The organism is Streptomyces coeruleoprunus (assembly GCF_039542925.1).
In the GTDB taxonomy this organism is placed as follows: domain Bacteria; phylum Actinomycetota; class Actinomycetes; order Streptomycetales; family Streptomycetaceae; genus Streptomyces; species Streptomyces coeruleoprunus.
Genome location: NZ_BAABIT010000001.1, coordinates 4146180 through 4166636 on the forward strand (window position 1 = coordinate 4146180; position 20457 = coordinate 4166636).

The 20457-nt window shown below is 73.7% G+C and carries 19 protein-coding genes; 7 read left to right on the top strand and 12 right to left on the bottom strand.

Going from position 1 to position 20457, the window contains the following annotated elements; all coding sequences use genetic code 11:
* Window positions 1-16: 16 nt before the first annotated feature.
* The 9 genes from ABEB09_RS18500 to ABEB09_RS18540 form a co-directional block, all read right to left on the bottom strand.
* Complete coding sequence (locus ABEB09_RS18500; protein ID WP_345691025.1) at window positions 17-997, bottom strand: alpha-ketoacid dehydrogenase subunit beta; 981 nt, start codon at window positions 995-997, stop codon at window positions 17-19.
* A complete protein-coding gene (gene pdhA / locus ABEB09_RS18505; protein ID WP_345691026.1) occupies window positions 994-2100 on the bottom strand; it encodes a pyruvate dehydrogenase (acetyl-transferring) E1 component subunit alpha in 1107 nt (368 codons plus the stop codon). Before pdhA ends, ABEB09_RS18500 begins: the two co-directional genes overlap by 4 nt.
* Window positions 2097-3311, bottom strand: a complete 1215-nt coding sequence (locus tag ABEB09_RS18510; protein WP_345691027.1) for a serine hydrolase domain-containing protein — start codon at window positions 3309-3311, stop codon at window positions 2097-2099. Before ABEB09_RS18510 ends, pdhA begins: the two co-directional genes overlap by 4 nt.
* 81 nt (window positions 3312-3392) lie before the next feature.
* A complete protein-coding gene (locus ABEB09_RS18515) occupies window positions 3393-4067 on the bottom strand; it encodes an HAD-IA family hydrolase (protein ID WP_345691028.1) in 675 nt (224 codons plus the stop codon).
* Window positions 4064-4870: a sugar phosphate isomerase/epimerase family protein gene (locus ABEB09_RS18520; RefSeq protein ID WP_345691029.1), complete on the bottom strand. Its 807-nt coding sequence runs from the start codon at window positions 4868-4870 to the stop codon at window positions 4064-4066. The genes ABEB09_RS18515 and ABEB09_RS18520 overlap by 4 nt, the downstream gene beginning before the upstream one ends.
* Before the next feature lie 266 nt (window positions 4871-5136).
* Window positions 5137-7356, bottom strand: a complete 2220-nt coding sequence (locus ABEB09_RS18525; RefSeq protein WP_345691030.1) for an ROK family protein — start codon at window positions 7354-7356, stop codon at window positions 5137-5139.
* Window positions 7353-8570 carry a sedoheptulose 7-phosphate cyclase gene (locus tag ABEB09_RS18530; RefSeq protein WP_345691031.1) on the bottom strand — a complete coding sequence of 406 codons (1218 nt, stop codon included), beginning with the start codon at window positions 8568-8570 and terminating at the stop codon, window positions 7353-7355. Before ABEB09_RS18530 ends, ABEB09_RS18525 begins: the two co-directional genes overlap by 4 nt.
* A gap of 697 nt (window positions 8571-9267) precedes the next feature.
* Window positions 9268-10218, bottom strand: coding sequence for an aldo/keto reductase (locus ABEB09_RS18535; RefSeq protein WP_345691032.1), 951 nt, complete (start codon window positions 10216-10218; stop codon window positions 9268-9270).
* A 116-nt stretch (window positions 10219-10334) separates the two neighbouring features.
* Window positions 10335-11990 (bottom strand): FAD-binding oxidoreductase, encoded by a 1656-nt coding sequence (locus ABEB09_RS18540; RefSeq protein ID WP_345691033.1) that lies wholly within the window; start codon window positions 11988-11990, stop codon window positions 10335-10337.
* A gap of 300 nt (window positions 11991-12290) precedes the next feature.
* On the opposite strand from ABEB09_RS18540, the gene ABEB09_RS18545 reads away from it, so the two are divergent.
* From ABEB09_RS18545 to ABEB09_RS18555, 3 genes are all read left to right on the top strand, one after another.
* A complete protein-coding gene (locus ABEB09_RS18545; protein ID WP_345691034.1) occupies window positions 12291-12803 on the top strand; it encodes a VOC family protein in 513 nt (170 codons plus the stop codon).
* Window positions 12800-13255: a nitroreductase/quinone reductase family protein gene (locus tag ABEB09_RS18550; RefSeq protein WP_345691035.1), complete on the top strand. Its 456-nt coding sequence runs from the start codon at window positions 12800-12802 to the stop codon at window positions 13253-13255. The genes ABEB09_RS18545 and ABEB09_RS18550 overlap by 4 nt, the downstream gene beginning before the upstream one ends.
* Before the next feature lie 386 nt (window positions 13256-13641).
* On the top strand, window positions 13642-14301 hold the full coding sequence (locus tag ABEB09_RS18555) for an HD domain-containing protein (protein ID WP_345691036.1): 660 nt from the start codon (window positions 13642-13644) through the stop codon (window positions 14299-14301).
* Between the two features lie 3 nt (window positions 14302-14304).
* Here ABEB09_RS18555 and ABEB09_RS18560 read toward each other — a convergent pair whose 3' ends face one another.
* Together ABEB09_RS18560 and ABEB09_RS18565 are read right to left on the bottom strand one after the other, a co-directional pair.
* Complete coding sequence (locus tag ABEB09_RS18560; protein WP_345691037.1) at window positions 14305-14589, bottom strand: DUF4031 domain-containing protein; 285 nt, start codon at window positions 14587-14589, stop codon at window positions 14305-14307.
* On the bottom strand, window positions 14586-14942 hold the full coding sequence (locus ABEB09_RS18565) for a hypothetical protein (protein ID WP_345691038.1): 357 nt from the start codon (window positions 14940-14942) through the stop codon (window positions 14586-14588). The genes ABEB09_RS18560 and ABEB09_RS18565 overlap by 4 nt, the downstream gene beginning before the upstream one ends.
* A gap of 132 nt (window positions 14943-15074) precedes the next feature.
* Here ABEB09_RS18565 and ABEB09_RS18570 point away from each other — a divergent pair, with 132 nt between their 5' ends.
* Both ABEB09_RS18570 and murQ read left to right on the top strand, forming a co-directional pair.
* A complete protein-coding gene (locus ABEB09_RS18570) occupies window positions 15075-15953 on the top strand; it encodes a MurR/RpiR family transcriptional regulator (protein ID WP_345693983.1) in 879 nt (292 codons plus the stop codon).
* Between the two features lie 50 nt (window positions 15954-16003).
* Window positions 16004-16945, top strand: a complete 942-nt coding sequence (gene murQ, locus ABEB09_RS18575) for an N-acetylmuramic acid 6-phosphate etherase (protein WP_345691039.1) — start codon at window positions 16004-16006, stop codon at window positions 16943-16945.
* A 120-nt stretch (window positions 16946-17065) separates the two neighbouring features.
* On the opposite strand, the gene ABEB09_RS18580 is transcribed toward murQ, so the two are convergent.
* Window positions 17066-19360 (bottom strand): heavy metal translocating P-type ATPase, encoded by a 2295-nt coding sequence (locus tag ABEB09_RS18580; protein WP_345691040.1) that lies wholly within the window; start codon window positions 19358-19360, stop codon window positions 17066-17068.
* A 159-nt stretch (window positions 19361-19519) separates the two neighbouring features.
* Between ABEB09_RS18580 and ABEB09_RS18585 the strand changes: the two genes are divergently transcribed.
* Window positions 19520-19672, top strand: a complete 153-nt coding sequence (locus ABEB09_RS18585) for a hypothetical protein (RefSeq protein ID WP_345691041.1) — start codon at window positions 19520-19522, stop codon at window positions 19670-19672.
* 42 nt (window positions 19673-19714) lie between these two features.
* Window positions 19715-20413: a copper homeostasis protein CutC gene (locus ABEB09_RS18590; RefSeq protein ID WP_345691042.1), complete on the top strand. Its 699-nt coding sequence runs from the start codon at window positions 19715-19717 to the stop codon at window positions 20411-20413.
* The last annotated feature ends 44 nt before the right edge of the window (window positions 20414-20457 follow it).

The following is a 20457-nucleotide window of genomic DNA, read 5'->3' on the forward strand; positions in this document are numbered from 1 at the left end:
GGATCACGGCTCCTCCTCAGTGCGCCAGTGAGCGGTCGACGGCGTCGAGCACCCGGTCGAGGCCCGGCAGGTACTCCTCCTCCAGGCGGGACGGCGGATACGGCGAGTGGTAGCCGCCGACCCGCAGGACCGGGGCCTCCAGGTGGTAGAAGCACCGCTCGGTGATCCGCGCGGCGATCTCCGCACCCGAGCCGAAGAAGACCGGGGCCTCGTGCACCACGACCAGCCGGCCCGTCTTCGTCACCGAGGCCTGGATCGCGTCGAAGTCCAGCGGTGACACCGACCGCAGGTCCAGGACCTCCACCGACCTGCCCTCCTCGGCGGCCACCGCCGCCGCGTCGAGACACGTCCTGACCGTCGGCCCGTAGCCGACGAGCGTCAGGTCGGTGCCCTCGCGGACCACGCGGGCGGCGTGGAGGCCGCCGGGATCCGCGCCGGTGTCCACGTCGCCCTTCTCGTAGTACCGCCGCTTCGGCTCGAAGAAGATCACCGGGTCGTCGCTCCGGATGGCCTGCCGGAGCATCCAGTACGCGTCCGACGGGGTCGACGGCGACACCACCTTCAACCCCGCCACGTGCGCGAACAGCGCCTCGGGCGACTCGCTGTGGTGCTCGACCGCGCCGATGCCGCCGCCGTACGGGATCCGGATCACCACCGGCAGCCTGACCCGGCCCAGCGACCGCGCGTGCATCTTGGCGAGCTGCGTGACGATCTGGTCGTACGCGGGGAAGACGAAGCCGTCGAACTGGATCTCCACGACCGGCCGGTAGCCCCGCAGGGCCAGGCCGATCGCGGTGCCGACGATGCCGGACTCGGCGAGCGGCGAATCCATCACGCGGTGCTCGCCGAAGTCCTTCTGCAGGCCGTCCGTGATGCGGAACACCCCGCCGAGCCGGCCCACGTCCTCGCCCATGACGAGGACCTTCGGGTCGCTGTCGAGCGCGTGCCGCAGCGACTCGTTCAGGGCCTTGCCGAGCGTCATGCGGGTCACCGTCATGGCCGTGCCACCTCCTCCGCGAACTGCTCCTGGTACGCGGCGAACAGGGCCCGCTCCTCGTCGACGAGCGCGTGCCCGTCCGCGTACACGTGGTCGAACAGCGACGGGAACCCGGGGTCGGGCATGGCCCGCACCCCCGCCCGCACGCTCCGCGCCAGCGCCTCGCCCTCCGCCTCCACGTCCGCGAAGAACGCCTCGTCCGCCAGGCCCTGCCGCTCCAGGTGCGTGCGCAGCCGCAGGATCGGGTCGCGGGCCTCCCACGCGGCCACCTCCGCCGCGTCCCGGTAGCGGGTCGGGTCGTCGGACGTCGTGTGGGCGCCCATGCGGTACGTGAACGCCTCGATCAGCGCCGGGCCCTCGCCGCGCCGGGCGCGCTCCAGCGCCCAGCGGGTCACGGCCAGGCAGGCCAGCACGTCGTTGCCGTCGACGCGCACACCCGGGAAGCCGAAGCCGCGGGCCCGCTGGTGGAGGGGGACGCGGGTCTGCCGCTCGTTCGACTCGGAGATCGCGAACTGGTTGTTCTGGCAGAGGAAGACGACCGGCGCGTCGTACACGGCCGCGAAGTTGAACGCCTCGCTCACGTCGCCCTGGCTGGTGGCGCCGTCGCCGAAACAGGCCAGGACCGCCGTCTCGGCGCCGTCCTTGGCGAGGCCCATCGCATAGCCGGTGGCGTGCAGCGTCTGCGAGCCGATGACCAGCGTGTAGAGGTGGAACCGCCGCTCCTCGGGGTCCCAGCTGCCGTTGGTCACGCCACGGAACAGCGCCAGCAGGTCCAGCGGGTCCACGCCGCGGCACAGGGCCACGCCGTGCTCCCGGTAGCTGGGGAAGACGTGGTCGTCGTCCCGCAGGGCGCGGGCGGCACCCACCTGCGCGGCCTCCTGGCCCAGCAGGGAGGGCCACAGGCCCAGTTCGCCCTGGCGCTGGAGCGTGACGCCCTCGCCGTCCACACGGCGGGCGAGGACCATGTCGCGGTACAGGCCGCGCAGCTCCTCGGGGCTCGGGTCGATGTCGTGGACGGGGTGGTGGACGCGTTCGCCCTCGGGGGTGAGCAGCTGGACGAAGTCCGTGCCGGTGGCCGGGTCGACGGCGGCGGTGGTGGTCATACCTTCTCTCCGATCCCCAGGTCCGTGATCGCCGCGGCGACCGCCTTGACCAGCGACGAGGCCCGCTTGTCGTCCGGGCCGAGGGCGATGAGCCGGTTCATGACGTACGAGATGCCGACGCCGACCCGCGGCCAGGCCTGGTTGGCGGAGCCGCCGGCGCCGTCGTGGCCGAAGGAGTTGCCGTCCGGGCCGGGGCGCGGGTTGGTCCGCAGCCGGTAGCCGCCACCGCCGTACACCATCGGCACGTCGATCAGCTGGTCCGTCTTGCTGACGTGGGGGGCGCGGGCCTCGTCGAGGAGGCGGCGCGACAGGATCGCGGGCTCCTCGCCGTCGGGGCGCACGGCGTCGGCGGCCAGCAGGCCGTAGAAGGTGGCGAAGGCGCGGGCCGAGCCGATGACGTTGGCGGCGGGGATGAGCGAGTGCCGGCGGTCGGGGCGGTTCCACGTCTCCTCGTCCTCGGGGAACGGGATCGGGTTCTGCCAGATCCGCTGGGTCAGCGGGTCCTCGCTGGTGAAGTAGCCGGTGAACTGGTCGCGGAAGCCCGGCCCGTACTCGGTGCGGGCCATCCGGCCGTTCAGCTCCTCGGGGATGCCGAAGTGGATGTCCAGGCCGTGGGGGCGGGCGACCTCCTCCGCGAAGAACCGGTCGAGCCGCCGCCCGTCGGCGCGCCGCACGACCTCGGCGACGATCCAGCCGGCCGCGTACGGGCCGTACAGGATGCCCTCGGCGCGCGGGTCGCTCTCGGGCGCCTGGTCGGCGAGGAGCTTGGCCATGCCCTCGGCGTCGCTCAGGTCCCTCTGGGCGAGGGGCGCGGCGACGGCGGGCATCCGGGCGGTGAAGGTGACGACCTCGCGGACGGTGATGTGCTCCTTGCCGGCGGCGGCGAACTCGGGCCAGTAGCGGGCCACGGGCGCGTCGAGTTCGACGACGCCGCGGTCCACGAGGAGCAGCAGCGCGGTGACCATGATCCCCTTGCTGCCGGAGAAGATCAGCTGGAGCGTGTCGCGGTCCCAGGGGCGGCCGGTGGTGGAGTCGGCGAGGCCGCCCCACAGGTCGACGACGAGTTCCCCGTCGAGGGTGACGGCGAGCGCGGAGCCGTTGTCGTCGCGCTCGGTGAAGTTCCGCGCGAACTCCTCGCGTACGCGCTCGAATCCGGGGGCGACGCGGCCGTGGACGACGACGTCGGGGTGGGCGGACGCGGATGCGGGCATGGGGTTCTCCGTTCGAAGGCGGCGAAGGCGTCGGTGGTGGTGAGGAATGAGGAATGAGGAAGGGAAGGGGAAGTGCGGGCCTCAGCGGGCCCGGTACGGCGGGAGGGTGAGCCGCAGCCCCGCCGCGGTCGTGGTCACGGTCACGTCGCGGAAGTCCGCGATCCTGGGCACGCCCAGCGCGGCCGGGCCCTCGTGCGGGCCGACGACGACGGCGGAGCCGCCGGCGGCGTGCGCGGCCTCCAGGCCCAGTTCGGCGTCCTCGAAGACGACGGCGGCGGTCGGCGGCACGCCGAGGCGGGCGGCCGCCGCGAGGTAGCCCTCCGGGTCGGGCTTGCCACGGCGTACGTCGTCGGCGCTGACCACGACGTCGGGCATCGGCAGCCCCGCCGCGGCCATCCGCCGCTCGGCCAGCTCACGGCCCGCCGAGGTGACCAGGGCCCAGCGGCCGGGCGGCAGCGCGGCCAGCAGCTCCGCCGCGCCCGGCACGGCGACGGTGCCGCGCGTGTCGGCGATGTCCCGGGCGACCAGCCACTCCGTCTCGGCGGCCACGTCCACGCCCTGCGGGGCGTGCCGGGCGACCGTCTCGGCCGTGCGCCGGCCGTGGGCGCTCGCGAGGATGACCTCGGCGTCGAGGCCGTGGCGCACGGCGAACCGCCGCCAGGTCCGCTCGACCGCCTCCGTGGAGTCCACGAGGGTGCCGTCCATGTCGAACAGCAGGACGTGCGCGGTGAGTTCGGTGGTCGTGGTGATGCTCATCGGTCTCCCCGATTCGGTACGTCGTCGCGGGTACGCCCGCGCCCGAGCCGTTCGGCGTGGGTGCGGGTCCTGGCGAGGTCCAGCGCGAGGCGGGCCTCGTCGCCGTCGCGGTGGTCGTTCTCCAGCACCAGCGCGCGCGGCGGCGGCAGGTGGCGGGCGACCGCGGCGAGGGCCGCCCCCACCTCGCCGTCGCCGTCGCCGAGCAGCGGCGTGCGGTCGGTGCCGGCGACGCCGTCCTTGACGTGGACCTGGTCCGCGAACCGGACGCCGCGCCGGGTGGCCTCCTCGACGAGGCCGGGGACGGCCAGGCCGGCCGCCTTCGGGTTGTACGTGTCCAGCAGCAGCCGGAAGGCGGGGGAGCCGACCCGGTCGGCCAGCTCCACGGCGCCGTCCGGCGCGAGGACGTTCTCGCTCGCGACGAGCAGCCCGCGGGCCTCCGCCTCGGCGGCCGCCCACGCCAGCACCCGGGCGGTACGGCGCAGACCCTCCGGCCCGTCGATGGCGCTGCGCCGGAAGCTCGGCACGAACACCAGGGGCACACCGAGGGCGTGCGCCACGTCCAGGAGTCGGGCGAGGACCCGGCGGACCTCCGCCGCGGCGGCGGTGCCCTCGGGCGCGGTCAGGCCGATGTCGTTGAGGGTGTTCGCGGTGACCCCGAGCAGCGCGACGCCCGTGGCCGCGGAGGCGTCCCGCAGGGCGTCGACACTGCCGGCCGCGTCGAGCCGGGGCCCCCGCCCGGGCCCCCCGAGGTCGAACTGCACGCCCTCGACCCCGAGCCGCCGGGCCAGCTCCAGCACGTCCACGCCATGCCGGTCCACCCGCCAGGCGGCCAGCCCGACAGCGGGCGTGCCGAGGCGGCTGCCGCCGTTCCCGCTGTGGGCGGTCGCTCCGTTCCTCGTTGTGGGCAGTCGTTCCGCAGGGCGATGGGGGTCCCCCCCGCTCGAGCGAAGCCGAGAGCTCGGGGGAGGGTGGGCACCACGAGGAACGGCCCCCGGCCCAGGGCCTCGCGCACCACCCACCGCCGGAGCGGGGGCCTGGCCGACGGGTACAGCGTCACGGCGGCCCGCGCTCATCGCCCGCCCCCGAGCTCCCGCGCCGCATCCCACCGCACCGCCATCTTGATCAGCCGGCGCCCGTCGACAGTGCGCCGCCGGCTGACGGCGAGCCGGCCCATGATCCGCACGGCCTCCCCGGGCGTCACCACATGGGTGACGAGGTCCCGGTACCGCCCCGGCTCCCGGCACAGCTCCTCCGCCGCGTCCAGCAGGTGGCAGTTGGCGACCCCCCGGTGACCGAAGACCCGTATGGGCCGCCCGTCGGCGGTCGTGAGGTCCGCGATACGCGGCGGCTCGGGCACGCCCGCGCAGTTGGCGGCCCGTATCGCGCCCAGGTCCACCCCGGGCAGCGCCGGGATCGTCGCCGGCCGCGGCACCCCGCCCAGCAGGTCCACCAGGACCTCCCGGCCCTCGGTGGCCGCCAGGGCGGTCTCCAGGCACGCCAGCATCGCCACGCAGGGCGTCGCCAGCAGCACCGCGACCGGCCCGTCGGCGAGCGCCGCGCCCAGCTCGGCGGGGGTGAACCGGCCGTGCTGGAAGGCCACGTCGGCGCGGTGCGGCGCCGCGGCGCTCCACTCCACGCCCTCCGCCGTGTGGTGCACGTGGACCGTGCGCACGTCGTCGCCGAGCCACTGCCGTGCCGTACGGACGGCGAGGTGGCCGACCGTGCCGTCGCCGAAGACCAGCAGCGTCCTCGGCCGGATCGTGCGCAGCGCGAGCGACGCGTAGCGGACCACCGCCAACGGCTCGACCAGCGCGGCCAGTTCGGCCTCCGGTGCCTCGGGCAGGGGGACCACGAGGCCGTCGCGGACGGCGGTGGCCGGGATGAGGGCCCGCTCCTGGAGGAGCCCGTCCACGTTGTGCCCGAGCAGGAACGACGGGTCCGTCCGGTGCGTCGGGTTGACCACGACGAGCGTGCCCGGCGCCAGGCGCGGATCGGTCCCGGGCCCGGCCGTGACGACCCGCGCCACGCCCTCGTGGCCGAGGACGGGCGCCCCGTCCCTGCGCAGGCCGCGCAGCATCTGGAGGTCCGTACCGCACAGTCCGGACACCAGCGGGGCGACGGACAGCTCGCCCGGACCCGGCTCGACGGTGGGCCGGGGCAGCAGGTGCAGCCCGCGGTCGTCGCGGACGATCGCCGGGTGCGTCGCCGTGGCGGAGGCGGCCGGACCGGTGTGCGTCAGCTCCTCCATGCGCCGCCCGGTGGCGGCGGCGAGCGCCGCGATGCCCGCGCCGATCAGCCCGTTGGCCTCACCGGGGCCGCACACCCCGATGTGGTCCTCGATCCACTCCGGCGCCCGCTCCCCGGTCAGGTACAGCCCCTGCCGACGCAGGTGCCCGAGGACCGCGGCCCGGTAGTGCCGGCCCAGGGCGACGGCCGCGCCGCCGGTGAGGGCGAGTTCGTCGATCTCCGGGTCCAGGCTGAGCGCCGTGCGCAGCACGTCGGCGACCGGGGCGGTGACCGCGTCGAGGAGTTCCCCGGCGAGCTGGTCGCCCGCGTCGAGCGCCGCCCCGAACGCCGCCTCGAAGGGCTCGCCCGCCTCCATGGCCTTGCCCAGCGGGGACGCGTCCCAGCCGGCCCCGTCCCGCTCCCGCAGGACGTCCGCCATGCGCCGGATGCCGGGGCCGGAGGCGTACGCGGCGACATGGCCGTCCGTACCGCAGTCGCAGCGCAGGACGACCGGCTCGCCGGCCAGGGACGCGGCCGCCGGGAGGTGGCCGACCTCGCCCTGGAGGCCGGCCCCGTCCGTGGCGATGACGTCACGGCGGCGGTCGATGGTCCGGCAGGCGATGCCGGAGCTGATGGTCATCAGCAGCACCTTGCGGTGCCCCTGGCAGCGCGGCGACGACGCGAAGTGCAGCAGGGCCGCCGTCACGTCGTTCACGACGTGCCAGTCGACGTCGGGCCGCCGCTCGTACAGCAGACCCGGCAGGTCGAGGATCGTCGTCTCGTCGCCGAACAGCGGCGCGGAGCCGTAGACGATGCCGCTGCGCTGGTTGAGCGCGGCCCCGAAGGACACCCCGGCGACCGCGGGCGGCCCGCCGGGGGCGGCGGCCGGCACGGCGGCGCACAGGGCGTCGATCAGCCGGTCCCGCAGTTCGGCGACGGGCGCGTCCGGGTTGAGCAGGTGGCTGGGCGTGGGCTCGTCGACGAGGTCGGCCAGGCCGCCCCGCGGGGACCAGACGGCCCGCCGCAGGTGCGTTCCTCCCACGTCGAAGACGGTGACGTTCACGACCCGTCCCGAACGCCGTCGCGCGTCCCCGCGTAGGCGTGGACGAACTCCAGGGCGCGCCGCAGCTCGTCGCCCGTGACGTCGTTGACGAACACGCAGTCGCCGATGCCGTTCGTCAGCGGCAGCCGCTGCAGGCCGTCGCGGTGCTTGACCGCGTCGGCGAGCCCGACCTCCAGCAGCTCCGGCGTGAACACCGGGTGGGCGATGGGCAGTCGGGCCGCGACCATCAGGCCGAGCGCCCGCTCCGCGTCGGCCTGCGACAGCAGGCCACGGCCGACGGCGAGCGCCACGCACACCGCCATGTCGACGGCGACGGCCTCGCCGTGCAGCAGCGGCGGGTCGGCGCGCAGCTCCAGCGACGGGCTGAAGGTGTGCCCGTAGTCGACGGAGCGCTCCAGCACCCACTCCCACAGGTTGGGCTCCAGCTCGTCGAGCATGCCGGCGATGGCCCGCGACACGACCTCGCCCATGGCCGGGCCGCAGTCGGCGAGCGCGTCCCCGTCGATGCCGGCGACGGTCTCCTCCAGCAGCCGGAACAGCGAGGCGTCCTTGATCAGCGCCATCTTGATGATCTCGGCGAGGCCGTTGGCGATGTGCCGCGGCTCGACCGTGCGCAGGAACTCGGGGTCGATCAGCGTGATCTCGGGCGCGAAGTAGGTGCCGAGGCGGTTCTTGTGCGTGCCGTGGTTGACGCCCGTCTTCACGCCGACGCCCGCGTCGACCTGGCCGACGAGCGTGGTGGGCACGCGGACGTAGGGGGCGCCGCGCCGGTAGAGGCTGGCGGCCAGGCCGACCACGTCCATGAGCACGCCGCCGCCCACGACGACGACCTTCTCGGTACGGCGCAGGATGCCCATCTCGGTCATGGCCGCGGTGACCTCGACGGCCTGCTCCAGGTTCTTGGTGTCCTCGTCGCCCGGCATGACCTTCCAGCGGGCGTCGACCCGCCAGGCGTCGAAGTACGCCCGCAGCGCCTTGCCGTACAGGCCGTCGACGACCTTGTCGACGACGACGAGGGTACGTACGGAGGTGTACCCGTCGGCGCCGACCGAGCGGGCCAGGGCCGGGTTGTCGGGGTTGAGCAGACCGCGGGTCAGGTTCACCTCGTACCCGACGGGCTGCCGCGCCTGCACGTACCAGCTGAGGTCCGGCGGGCGGGGGATGTCGAGGGCGGTGGTGAGGCTGCGCGGCTGCGCGGTGGTGATCTCGGTCATCGCGTGGCTCTCCCTGTCTGGGACGGGACGTCTGGGACTGGCGTCGGCGTACGGGCGGCGGTGACCGTACGGGGAGTGGTGCGGTGTTCGGCCGCGTCCCCGCCGCCCGGGATGGGGTGGCGGGGACGCGGCGGTGTCGGCGGGGATCACCCGCCGAGGTCTTGCGGACGCCCACCGGGCCCGGGCCGGCGGCCGGGGGAGGAACCGACCGGCACCGGGAGGGTCACCCGGCGGACGTCCACGACTGTGGTGTGGCGGCGTCCTGCGGCCGCGGGCCCCACGGCACGGGCCCTGGGCCCGTCGGCCCCCGCGGTGCCGGGCCGCTGCCCATGGGACTGCAGGGCGTTGGGCGTGGGCCCGTCGAGGCGTGTGCGGGTTGGGCGTTGTGGTGTGGGGTCGGTGCCCATGGGACTGCGGGGTTGGGCGTGGGGCCGTTGGGCGTGTGCCCGTTGGCCCTTGTGGTGTCGGGGCGGTGCCTGTGGGGTGGCAGGGCGTTGGGCGTGGGCCGGGGTCGCTGCGGGATGGGCCTGGGCCCGTGGCCTTTCGGCGTGGGGCCTTGCGACCCGGGGGCCCGCGACCCGGGGGGCCCGCGACCCGTCGTACGCGTGCGGGGCTGCGGCCCGGGGGCCCTGCGGTGCCGGGCCCGGGCCGGGGCTCCACGGCTGTGGGCCCCGAGCCCCTGGGCCCCGCGCCGGGCCTACGCCTCCGCCGCGCCCATCGGGGCGGGCAGGGCGTCCAGTTCGGCCACGTCCGCCTGCGTGAGGATCAGGTCGGCGCCGCCCGCGTTCTGCTCCAGGTAGCGCGCGGTCTTGGTGCCGGGGATCGGTACGACGTATTCGCCCTTGCTGATCAGCCAGGCCAGCGCGACCTGCGCCGGCGTGGCGCCGTGCCGCTCGGCGACGCCCCGGACGACGTCCACGATGGCCGCGTTGTGCGCCAGCGCCTCCTCGGTGAAGCGCGGCTGGGTGGCCCGCCAGTCGTCCTTCGGCAGGTCGTCCGGCTTGGTGAACGAGCCGGTCAGCAGGCCGCGGCCGAGCGGCGAGAACGGCAGGAACGCGATGCCCTTCTCGACCGTGTACGGCAGGACCTCGTCGAACGCGTCCCGCGTGAACAGCGACGCCTCCGACTCGACGGCGGCCACCTCGTGCACCGCCTCGGCGGCCTTGACCTGCTCCAGCGTGACCGCCGACAGGCCCAGCGCGCGCAGCTTGCCCGCCGCGACCAGCTCGGCGAGGGCGCCCCAGCTCTCCTCCAGCGGGACCTGCGGGTCGACGCGGTGGAGGAAGTACAGGTCGACGTGGTCGGTGCCGAGGCGGGCGAGGCTCGCGTCGACGGCGGCCTTCAGGTGCTCGGGCCGGCCGTTGAGGCCGAGGCCGTTCTCGTCGACGACGAGCCCGCCCTTGGTGACGAGTACGGCCTGGTCGCGGCGGCCCTTGAGGGCGCGGCCGACCAGCTCCTCGTTGGTGAACGGGCCGTACACGTCGGCCGTGTCGATGAGGTTGACGCCCAGCTCCAGGGCGCGGTGGATGACCTTGACGGAGGCGTCGTCGTCCCAGCCGTGCGGGTCGTACCCGAAGGACATGCCCATGGTGCCGAGACCGACGCGGCCTACGACGGGGCCGTTCTTGCCGAGGGTGGTGATGCGCATAAGAGGTGTCTCCTCGTGAGCAGCGAAAGGGAAAGGGAAGGAAACTGGGGGGCTCGGGGGGCGGAGCCCCCCGATTCGGGAAGGGGCGGGGTGGGGAAAGATCCGCCGGACAGCCCCTAGGACAGCTGGACCGACTGGCGGTGCCGGAACACGTTCGTCGGGTCCCAGACCCGCTTCACCCGCTGGAGCCGGGCGTAGTTGCCCTTCCAGTACAGGTCGTGCCACGGCACGGCCGAGGCGTTGTACTGCGGGTCGCCCAGGTCGCCGTCGGGGTAGTTGATGTAGCAGCCGTCCGTCACGGTGTTGGGCACGGGCACGCCGCCGGTGTCGGCGTACACGTCGGCGAACGCCCGCCGCACCCACGACACGTTCACCGCGTCGTCGCCCGGCTCGTACCAGACGCTCTCGAAGTTGGTCTTCATGATCGCGGCGCGCTGGGCGACCGCCGTGGCCGTGGACGACACCGAGCTGATGCGCCCGCCGGCCGACGCGTACACGATCCCCGCGTACGGGCTGACCGGATCGGTGCTGTTCAGGTGCTTGTACATCGCGTCGATGTGGTTCTGCGGCGTCGGCCTGAGCAGGTGCGACGACTTGTGGATGCCGCGCATCGTCGGATCGAGCTGCGTGGGGGAGACCGAGCCGATGTACTTGGTGCCCCGCAGCCACGGGAGCTTGCGCGTCGTCGAGTACTCGGAGTCGACGACCCCGTCACGGCGTACGGGCGTCGTGGGGACGCCGACGGCCGCGTTGAGGCCCGCGAGGTAGTCGGACAGGACGTCCGCGGCGCCCGGCAGCGAGGCGTCGATCTGGATGATGAGGCCGAGGTTGCCGGCGACACGGTGGTTCAGCAGCATCCACGAGAACAGCGAACCGCCCGTCGTGCCAGGGCTGTTGTTCCGCTCCAGCCACTCGCCGTAGTACGTGACGAGCCGCGAGAACCCGTCCTGCGTCACCTTCGACCACGGCCAGAAGATGCTGCTGATGTAGATCTCCGACGGCGCCTTCGGCAGCAGCCGCGTCGGGTCCGAACCGGTCGCTCCGGGCGTACGGAACCAGAACCGGGTGACGACGCCGAAGCTGCCGCCCCCGCCGCCCGTGTGCGCCCAGAACAGGTCGTGGTTCGGGTCGGCCGGGTCGCGCGTGGCGACCACGGCACGGGCCATTCCGTTCGCGTCGACGACCACGACCTCGACCGCGTGCAGATGGTCCACGATCAGCCCGTGCTGCCGCGACAGCATCCCGAAGCCGCCGCCCAGGACATGCCCGCCGATGCCGACGGAGTGGCATATCCCGCCCGGCAGGGTCACGCCCCAGCCGCCGTGCAGCGCCTCGTACACGTCGATCAGCGTGGCGCCGCCCTGGACACAGAACGCGAGGCGCGACTGGTCGAACGTCACCGCGTTCATCAGCGACATGTTGAGGACGACCTTGGTCTCCGCGTTGTAGACGAAGTCCTCGAAGCAGTGGCTGCCGCCCGAAACGGTGATGCGCTTGCCGGCGCTCACGGCGGACTGTACGGCGGACACCACGTCGGCGGTCGTCCTCGGCAGGACGATCTTCTCCGGGGTCGCGACCCAGCGCTGGTTCATCCCGGACCGCAGATCCGCGTAGCGCGGGTCGCTCGGGGTGACCGTCACGCTGGGGCCCACCGCCTGGGCGGCCTCGGCCACCTCGGCACTCGCCGGGAGGGCGGTGGACAGGCCCGCCGCCGTGCCGACGGCGACGCCGGATCCCACGGTGAGGAATCTGCGGCGATTCAGCTTGTTCATGAAAATCCTCGTCATCGCTATCACCGGCACTTCGGAAACCGGCCGTCTCGGTGGTGCGCTGACCTCATGACATCAGCGGACGGCGGAAACCCGACGGTTGAGCGCGGAACTTCGTCAGGTCGGACGGATTCGCGCCAGGACTCTGTCAGGTCGAAGGGTTTTGGGCGCAACCAACTTGACGGACACTCGCCGGCCCGCTCAGGATGCGCATCAATTGCCAGCCTCCAACACCCCATCACCCCAACACCCCGAGGGAGAAAAACCATGGGCACAAGCGGCGGAATCGTCGGGGCACGCGCGGTGCACCACATCGCCTACACCGTCCCCGACCTCGACCGGGCGGTCGCGTTCTTCACGGACGTCATCGGCGCGGAACTCGCCTACCGGCTCGGGCCCGTCGAGGACCCGGCCGGCGACTGGATGACCCGCAAGCTCGACGTCGACCGCGCGGCTTCGACGAACATCGCCATGCTGCGCCTCGGCCCGACCCTGAACCTGGAACTCTTCGAATACACCGCCCCCCGGCAGAATCGTGAACTGCCCCGCAACAGCGACTGGGGCGGCCACCACTTCGCGATTTACGTCGACGACGTCGACAAGGCCACCGAATATCTGCGGCAGGTGCCCGGAGTGACGATTCTCGGCGAGCCGGAAACCATCGAGGACGGCCCGATCGCCGGAGACCGCTGGGTCTATTTCAAAACGCCGTGGGGAATGAGCATGGAACTCATCAACATGCCCGAGGGAATGCCGTACGAGCAGACGACCGACGTCCGCGTGTACCGCCCGGAGACGGCATGGAGCGACCGGTGAGCGCGATCAACAGCAACCCCTTCAACCTCCGCGTCATCGAGGAGTTCCGCGCCAACGGCGGAAAGGTTGAGGACTTCGCGGGCATTCCGCTGTTGCTGCTGACGACGAAGGGCGCGCGGACGGGCCTTGCCCGGACGACCCCGCTGGTGCACCTCGCGGACCGCGACCGCATCATCGTCTTCGCCGCGAACGGCGGCTCTCCGAAGGCGCCGGCCTGGTTCCACAACCTGATGGCGTCGGGGGAGGGCGAGGTGGAGCTGGGCACCGAGCGCTTCCCGGTACGACCGGAGCTGATCCCGGAGGCGGAACACGAGCGCCTCTGGTCCCTCCAGACGGAACAGGACCCCAACTTCGCCACGTTCCGCGACAGGACGACCCGCTCGATCCCGGTCGTCTCCCTGGCCCGCAGCCACCCCCAACCCCACCGCCGCGCCTGGCCGTACAGCATCTAGGGCTGAATCAGCCCCTCCGGCGTTTGAGGAGCGGGGGGTTCGGGGGGCAGAGTCCCCCGATTCGGGAAGGGGCGGGGTGGGGGAAGACTCTCCGGACACGACTCAGGGCCTCGCGCGCCACGACGGTGGGTGAGTCCGGGGGCGGCCGGGGGGTCACGTGCTCGGATTGGCTCGCTCGGGGCCATGACAGCGAAGCGTCCCAGCGTCGCCAATCCTGCGCGCGCGACCCCCGGTCCACCCCCGTCCCGTCGTCGGGCGCCTACCGGCCGGTGGGTGTGGGGGTGGGTGGGACCGCCCGCCCCTGGGCGGCTCACCGCCGGTGGGGGGCCAGCCCCGCCCTGGGCCGCTCACCCCCGGTGGGGGCGTGCGCCCGGCACAATGGGCGCATGCCCGCCGTCCCGCACCCCCACCACGACGACCTGCGGCAGCGCTGGACCGCAGCCGTCACCGCCGCCCACGGCGCGGCCGAACACGCCGCGCCCTACGCCGACGACCTCCTGCGCCGCTGGGCGGAGCCGCAGCGCCGCTACCACACCACCGACCACCTCCTCGCCGTGCTGCGCCGCGTCGACGACCTCGCGGACCACGCGGACGACCCCGCCGCCGTACGTCTCGCCGCCTGGTTCCACGACGCGGTGTACCTCCCGGAGCGCTCCACCAACGAGGAGCGCAGCGCCCGCCTCGCCGAGCGGGCCCTGCCCGAGCTGGGGATCGACGAGGGGCGTACGGAGGAGGTCGTCCGGCTCGTCCTGCTGACGGTCACGCACGACCCCGCGCCGGGCGACCGCAACGGCGAGGTGCTGTGCGACGCGGACCTGGCGGTGCTCGCCGGGGAGCCGGAGGCGTACGAGGCGTACGCGCGGGCGGTACGGGAGGAGTACGGGTTCGTCCCGGACGGGGCCTTCCGGGAGGGCCGCGCCGCGGTGCTGCGCCAACTGCTCGGCCTGCCACGGCTGTTCCGTACGCCCTACGGGGCAAGGGAGTGGGAGGGCCCGGCCCGCCGGAACCTCATGTCCGAACTGGCGCGGCTGGCGCCGGAGGGCTGACCCTCAGCCGCCTTCCGGCAGCCGCGCCGGCCGCCGCTTCGGCCGCCGCAGCCCCGCCGCGGTGAGCAGCCGCACCAGTTCCTTGGAGCCGACCTCGACCGCCCCGGCGGCGACGGCGTCCGCGTACCGGTACGACGGGATGTCGTAGTGGTCGCCGTCGAAGGCGTACGACGGCGCCCCGATCGCCGCGGCCATCGCGTGCAGCTCCTCGAACGAGGTGTCGCTGATCATGTGGGACCACATGCGGCCGTGCCCGGGCCAGTTGGGCGGGTCGATGTACACCGTCACGTGAGGCCGCCCACCGGCGCGACGACCACGCCCGCCTTGCCGCACACCCAGTGCGGGTCGGGACCCAGTTCGGGCTCCACGTCCAGGGCGTGCGGGTCGCCCGAGTCGCAGACCGGGCACAGGGGCCAGCGGCCGTACCGTTCCAGCAGCGCGTCCTGGACGTCCTGGGCGACCAGCCCGGCCAGGTAGGAGACGCCGTCCGGCCATTGCTCGACCCACCAGCGGCGGTGCGTCACCGCGTCCTCGACCAGCGAGACGACCTCGGCCTCGGCCACGTCGCGGGCCATGAGGTCGGCGAGGACCAGCGCGCGTGCGGCGTGCAGCGCCTGCTCCAGGGGGTCCAGCGTGCTCATGGAACCATTGTGACCCCGGGGGTTGACGCCCACCATCGCTGAAAATACGTTTCAGATGTGAAGGACGTCCTGAAGGAAAGTTTCAGACCGCGCCCGCGACCGGCCGGATCGCAGTCCTCCGCGCCGGTCCGGATCCCGGCCCCCGACGCGCTCGCCGCCAAGGTGCGCACCCTCGCCCCGTCCATGACGCGCTCCATGCAGCGCGTCGCCGAGGCCGTCGCCGGCGACCCGGCGGGCTGCGCGGCCCTCACGGTCACCGGCCTGGCCGAGCTGACCGGCACGAGCGAGGCCACCGTCGTCCGCACGGCCCGCCTCCTGGGCTACCCCGGCTATCGCGACCTGCGGCTCGCCCTCGCGGGCCTCGCCGCGCAGCGCAGCTCCGGCCGCTCCCCGTCCGTCACGGCGGACATCGCCGTCGACGACCCGATCGAGGACGTCGTCGCCAAGCTCGCCTACGACGAGCAGCAGACCCTCGCGGACACGGCCGCCGCGCTCGACACGGTCCAGCTGGCCGCCGCCGTCACCGCGCTGGCCGGCGCCCGCCGCACCGACATCTACGGCGTCGGCGCCTCCGGCCTGGTCGCGCAGGACCTGGCGCAGAAGCTGCTGCGCATAGGCCTGGTCGCGCACGCCCACAGCGACCCGCACCTCGCCGTGACCAACGCCGTACAGCTGCGCTCGGGGGACGTGGCGGTGGCGATCACCCATTCGGGTTCGACGGGGGACGTCATCGAGCCGCTGCGGGTCGCGTTCGACCGGGGAGCCACCACGGTCGCCATCACGGGCCGGCCCGACGGCCCGGTCACGCAGTACGCCGACCACATCCTCACCACGTCCACCGCCCGGGAGAGCGAGCTGCGGCCGGCCGCCATGTCGTCCCGCACCAGCCAGCTCCTCGTGGTGGACTGCCTGTTCACCGGGGTGACCCAGCGGACGTACGCCACGGCGGCGCCCGCCCTGGCCGCCTCGTACGAGGCCCTGGCCCACCGCCACGCGCCGCGCACCCGCTGACGTCCCGCTGCCTGACCAGCAGCAGGACCGCAACGCCGAAAGAGCCGCGCATGATCGACCACGACCCGTCCACCACGGCCGCCCTGCGGGACCAGCTGTCCACGCTCACGACCGAGGAGTTCCGCCCCGACCTGGCGGACGTCGACACGCTGCCGACGCTGGACATCGCCCGCACGATGAACGCCGGCGACCGGGCCGTACCGGCCGCCGTGGCCGGCCAGCTGCCACGGATCGCCGCCGCGATCGACGCCATCGCGCCCCGGATGGCGCGCGGCGGGCGGCTGATCTACGCGGGCGCGGGCACCGCGGGGCGGCTCGGCGTCCTCGACGCCAGCGAGTGCCCGCCCACGTTCAACACCGACCCGTCCACCGTCGTCGGGCTCATCGCGGGCGGCCCCGAGGCGATCGTCCGCGCCGTGGAGGGCGCCGAGGACTCCGCGTCCCTCGCCCGCGAGGACCTGGCGGCGCTGCGCCTCACCGGGGACGACACGGTGGTGGGGGTCTCTGCCTCGGGCCGCACGCCGTACGCCGTCGGGGCGGTCGCGTACGCGCGGGAGGCGGGCGCGCTGACGGTCGGCATCGCCTGCAACGAGGGCAGCGCCCTCGCGGAGGCCGCCGAGCACGCCGTCGAGGTGGTGGTCGGCCCGGAGTTCGTCGCGGGCTCCACCCGCCTGAAGTCGGGCACGGCCCAGAAGCTCGTCCTCAACATGATCTCGACGATCACGATGATCCGGCTCGGCAAGACGTACGGGAACCTGATGGTCGACGTCCGCGCGACCAACGAGAAGCTACGGGCCCGCTCGCACCGCATCGTCGCCCAGGTCACGGGCGCCTCGGACGAGGAGACGACGGCGGCCCTCGAAGCCACGTCGGGTGAGGTGAAACCCGCGATCCTCACCCTGTTGGCGGGCGTCGACGCCCCGACGGCATCCCGCCTGCTGCACCAGCACAACGGCCACCTACGAGCAGCCTTGTCGGCCGCAGCCCCCTGACCCGCCGTTCCTCGTCGTGGGCAGTCGTCCGGCTGTGCGCCGCGCCGTCGTTCCGTCGTTGTGGGCCGACGAAACGGCCCCCGGCCCGAGGCCCCGCCCAAGGCGCCCCGGGCCCGCCGTCTACGCCGCCGGCCTGAACCCCCGCAGCCGCAGGCTGTTGCCGACGACGAACACCGACGAGAAGGCCATGGCCGCACCGGCGATCATGGGGTTCAGCAGCCCCGCCGCGGCCAGCGGCAGCGCCGCCACGTTGTAGGCGAACGCCCAAAACAGGTTCGACCGGATCGTGCCGAGGGTGCGCCGGGCGAGCCGGATGGCGTCGGCGGTGACGCGCAGGTCGCCCCGTACGAGGGTGAGGTCGCCGGCCTCGATGGCGGCGTCGGTGCCGGTGCCCATGGCGAGGCCGAGGTCGGCCTGTGCGAGTGCCGCCGCGTCGTTGACGCCGTCGCCGACCATGGCGACGGACCGCCCTTCGGTCTGGAGGCGCTTGACGACGTCGACCTTGTCCTCGGGCATGACCTCGGCGATGACGTGTTCCGGGTCGATGCCGACCTCGGCGGCGACGGCCTCGGCGACGGCCCGGTTGTCCCCGGTGAGCAGCATCGGCGTGAGGCCGAGTTCCCGCAGTCGGCGGATGGCCTCCGCGCTGCTGTCCTTCACCGCGTCCGCGACCTCCAGGACGGCTCGCGCCTCCCCGTCCCAGGCGACCGCGATGGCGGTGCGCCCGGCGGCCTCGGCCGCGCTCTTGGCCCGGGCCAGTTCCACGGGCAGCTCGATCGCCCACTCGGCGAGCAACTTCTCGCGCCCCACCAGCACCGCGTGCCCCTCGACGACACCCTGGACGCCGAGCCCGGCGACGTTCGCGAAGTCCTCCGGCACCGGCAGGGTGCCCACGCGGTCGGCGGCGCCCGCGGCGACGGCCTGGGCGACGGGGTGCTCGGAGGCGTGCTCCAGGGCTCCGGCGAGGCGCAGCACCTCCTCCTCGGAGGTGGACGCGGCGGCGTGCACGCCGAGCAGGGTCATCCGGCCCGTGGTCACCGTGCCGGTCTTGTCGAGGACGATGGTGTCGACGCGGCGGGTGGTCTCCAGGACCTCGGGGCCCTTGATGAGGATGCCGAGCTGGGCGCCGCGTCCGGTGCCGACCATCAGCGCCGTGGGTGTGGCCAGGCCGAGGGCGCAGGGGCAGGCGATGATCAGCACGGCCACGGCGGCCGTGAACGCGGCGGTGAGCCCGGAGCCGTTGCCGAGCCAGAAGCCGAGCGTGGCGACGGCGAGGCCGATGACGACGGGCACGAACACGGCGGAGATCCGGTCGGCGAGCCGCTGTGCCGCCGCCTTGCCGTTCTGCGCGTCCTCGACGAGCCGCGCCATCCGGGCGAGCTGCGTGTCGGCGCCGACGCGGGTGGCTTCGACGACGAGCCGTCCGCCCGCGTTGAGCGTCGCGCCGGTCACGGAGTCGCCGACGCCGACCTCGACCGGCACGGACTCGCCGGTGAGCATGGAGGCGTCGACGGCGGACGTGCCCTCGACGACCGTGCCGTCGGTGGCGATCTTCTCACCGGGACGGACCAGGAACCGGTCGCCGACCTGGAGCTCCGCGGTGGGCACGCGGACTTCGCGGCCGCCGCGCAGGACGGTGACCTCCTTGGCGCCCAGCTCCATCAGCGCCCGCAGCGCCGCGCCCGCCTTCCGCTTGGAGCGGGCCTCGAAGTAGCGGCCGGCCAGGATGAACGCGGTGACGCCCGCGGCCGCCTCCAGGTAGATGTTCCCGGCGCCGTCGGTACGGGCGATCGTCAGCTCGAAGGGGTGCGTCATGCCGGGCATGCCGGCCGTACCGAAGAAGAGCGCCCACAGCGACCACAGGAACGCGGCCCCGGTGCCGACGGAGATCAGCGTGTCCATCGTGGCGGCGCCGTGCCGCGCGTTGGTCCAGGCGGCGCGGTGGAAGGGCCAGGCGGCGTAGGTGACGACGGGCGCGGCGAGCGTCAGGGAGAGCCACTGCCAGTACGTGAACTGGAGCGCGGGGACCATCGCCATCGCGACGACCGGCACGGACAGGACGACGGCGGTGGTGAGCCGCTGTCGCAGCGAGCGCAGCTCGTCGTCGTGGCCGTCCCCGTCCTGCTGCCCGTCCCGTGCCTCACCGCCGCCTCTGGCCTCGGCGGCGGTCGCGGGTGGGGGTGGTTCGTGCGCGGTGTAGCCGGTCGCCTCGACGGTGGCGATGAGGTCCTGTACGGAGACGTCGGCGTCCTGGTACGTGACCTTGGCCTTCTCGGTGGCGTAGTTGACGGTCGCGGTGACGCCGTCCATGCGGTTGAGCTTCTTCTCGATGCGCGCCGCGCACGAGGCGCAGGTCATTCCACCGATGGCGAGCTCCACCTCGGCGGTACCGGGTGCGGTCGTGCGGGTCGTCATGACTGCTGCTCTCCCTCTCTCATACCCTAGGGGGGTATCACCGAACGGGACATGTATACCTCCGTCGGGTACCGCCGCGCAAGGCTGTACGACCTTGCGCGACATACCCCCGGGGGGTACCCTTCGTCCTGGCGTGAGTCCATGACAGAAGGAGACCCCATGTCCACAGGAGTGAAGATCGCCGGCTTCGTCCTCGCACTCGCCGCCGTCTTCGGCGTCGCGTACGCGGCGGGAGGCGTGCTGGACCCGTTCGTGGCGACGCCGTCATCGGAAGCCCCCGCCACGGCTCCGCACACGGGGGCCGCCCATTAGCATTGGACTAGACCTGTAGCCGCTTCCGAGGAATGGGGTCCCATGAGCAACCGTGCAGTCCTGGAGGTGATCGCCCTCGACGCCGAGGACGCGATCGCGGCTCAGGCCGGAGGGGCGGACCGCCTCGAGCTGGTCACCGACATGGCGGCCGACGGCCTCACCCCGTCCCGGGAGACGTACGCCCGGATCCGCGCCGCGGTGGACCTCCCGCTGCGCGTGATGCTCCGCCTCACCGACGGCTTCGCCGCGGGCGACCTCGACGCCCTGGTCCGTGTCGCCCAGGACATGCGCTCGGAGGGCGCGGACGAGTTCGTGCTCGGGTTCCTCGACGCGGACGGCCACGTCGACCTGCCGGCCGTCGAGCGGCTGACGGCCGAGCTGGCGGGCTGCCGCTGGACGTTCCACCGCGCGATCGACCACGCGGCCGACCGCGACGCCGTACGCAAGCAGCTCACCGACCTGCCGGGCCTCGACACCTTCCTCACGGCCGGCGCTGCCACCGGAGTGGACGAGGGTCTGCCGGTCCTGCGCGCCGAGGCGGCCCGCCGCGGCGAACCGGGCTACGAGCCGCAGCTCCTGGTCGGCGGCGGCCTCCGCCTCGACCACGTCCCGGCGCTGCGGGCCGCCGGCATCGACGCGTTCCACATCGGCGGCGCGGCCCGCCCGCACGGCTGGACGGCGCCGGTGGCCCCGGCGGCGGTACGGGCCTGGCGGCACGCGCTGGACGCCGACCGGGGCTGACGGCCGACCGGAGCTGACAGAGTCGTCCGAGCCTCCCCGCCACG

Excerpts from the sequence above, each read along its gene's own strand:
- ABEB09_RS18500 (WP_345691025.1), bottom strand. The coding sequence starts at position 997 with ATGACGGTGACCCGCATGACGCTCGGCAAGGCCCTGAACGAGTCGCTG.
- pdhA (WP_345691026.1), bottom strand. The coding sequence starts at position 2,100 with ATGACCACCACCGCCGCCGTCGACCCGGCCACCGGCACGGACTTCGTC.
- ABEB09_RS18510 (WP_345691027.1), bottom strand. The coding sequence starts at position 3,311 with ATGCCCGCATCCGCGTCCGCCCACCCCGACGTCGTCGTCCACGGCCGC.
- ABEB09_RS18515 (WP_345691028.1), bottom strand. The coding sequence starts at position 4,067 with ATGAGCATCACCACGACCACCGAACTCACCGCGCACGTCCTGCTGTTC.
- ABEB09_RS18530 (WP_345691031.1), bottom strand. The coding sequence starts at position 8,570 with ATGACCGAGATCACCACCGCGCAGCCGCGCAGCCTCACCACCGCCCTC.
- ABEB09_RS18535 (WP_345691032.1), bottom strand. The coding sequence starts at position 10,218 with ATGCGCATCACCACCCTCGGCAAGAACGGCCCCGTCGTAGGCCGCGTC.
- ABEB09_RS18540 (WP_345691033.1), bottom strand. The coding sequence starts at position 11,990 with ATGAACAAGCTGAATCGCCGCAGATTCCTCACCGTGGGATCCGGCGTC.
- ABEB09_RS18555 (WP_345691036.1), top strand. The coding sequence starts at position 13,642 with ATGCCCGCCGTCCCGCACCCCCACCACGACGACCTGCGGCAGCGCTGG.
- ABEB09_RS18565 (WP_345691038.1), bottom strand. The coding sequence starts at position 14,942 with ATGAGCACGCTGGACCCCCTGGAGCAGGCGCTGCACGCCGCACGCGCG.
- murQ (WP_345691039.1), top strand. The coding sequence starts at position 16,004 with ATGATCGACCACGACCCGTCCACCACGGCCGCCCTGCGGGACCAGCTG.
- ABEB09_RS18580 (WP_345691040.1), bottom strand. The coding sequence starts at position 19,360 with ATGACGACCCGCACGACCGCACCCGGTACCGCCGAGGTGGAGCTCGCC.
- ABEB09_RS18585 (WP_345691041.1), top strand. The coding sequence starts at position 19,520 with ATGTCCACAGGAGTGAAGATCGCCGGCTTCGTCCTCGCACTCGCCGCC.
- ABEB09_RS18590 (WP_345691042.1), top strand. The coding sequence starts at position 19,715 with ATGAGCAACCGTGCAGTCCTGGAGGTGATCGCCCTCGACGCCGAGGAC.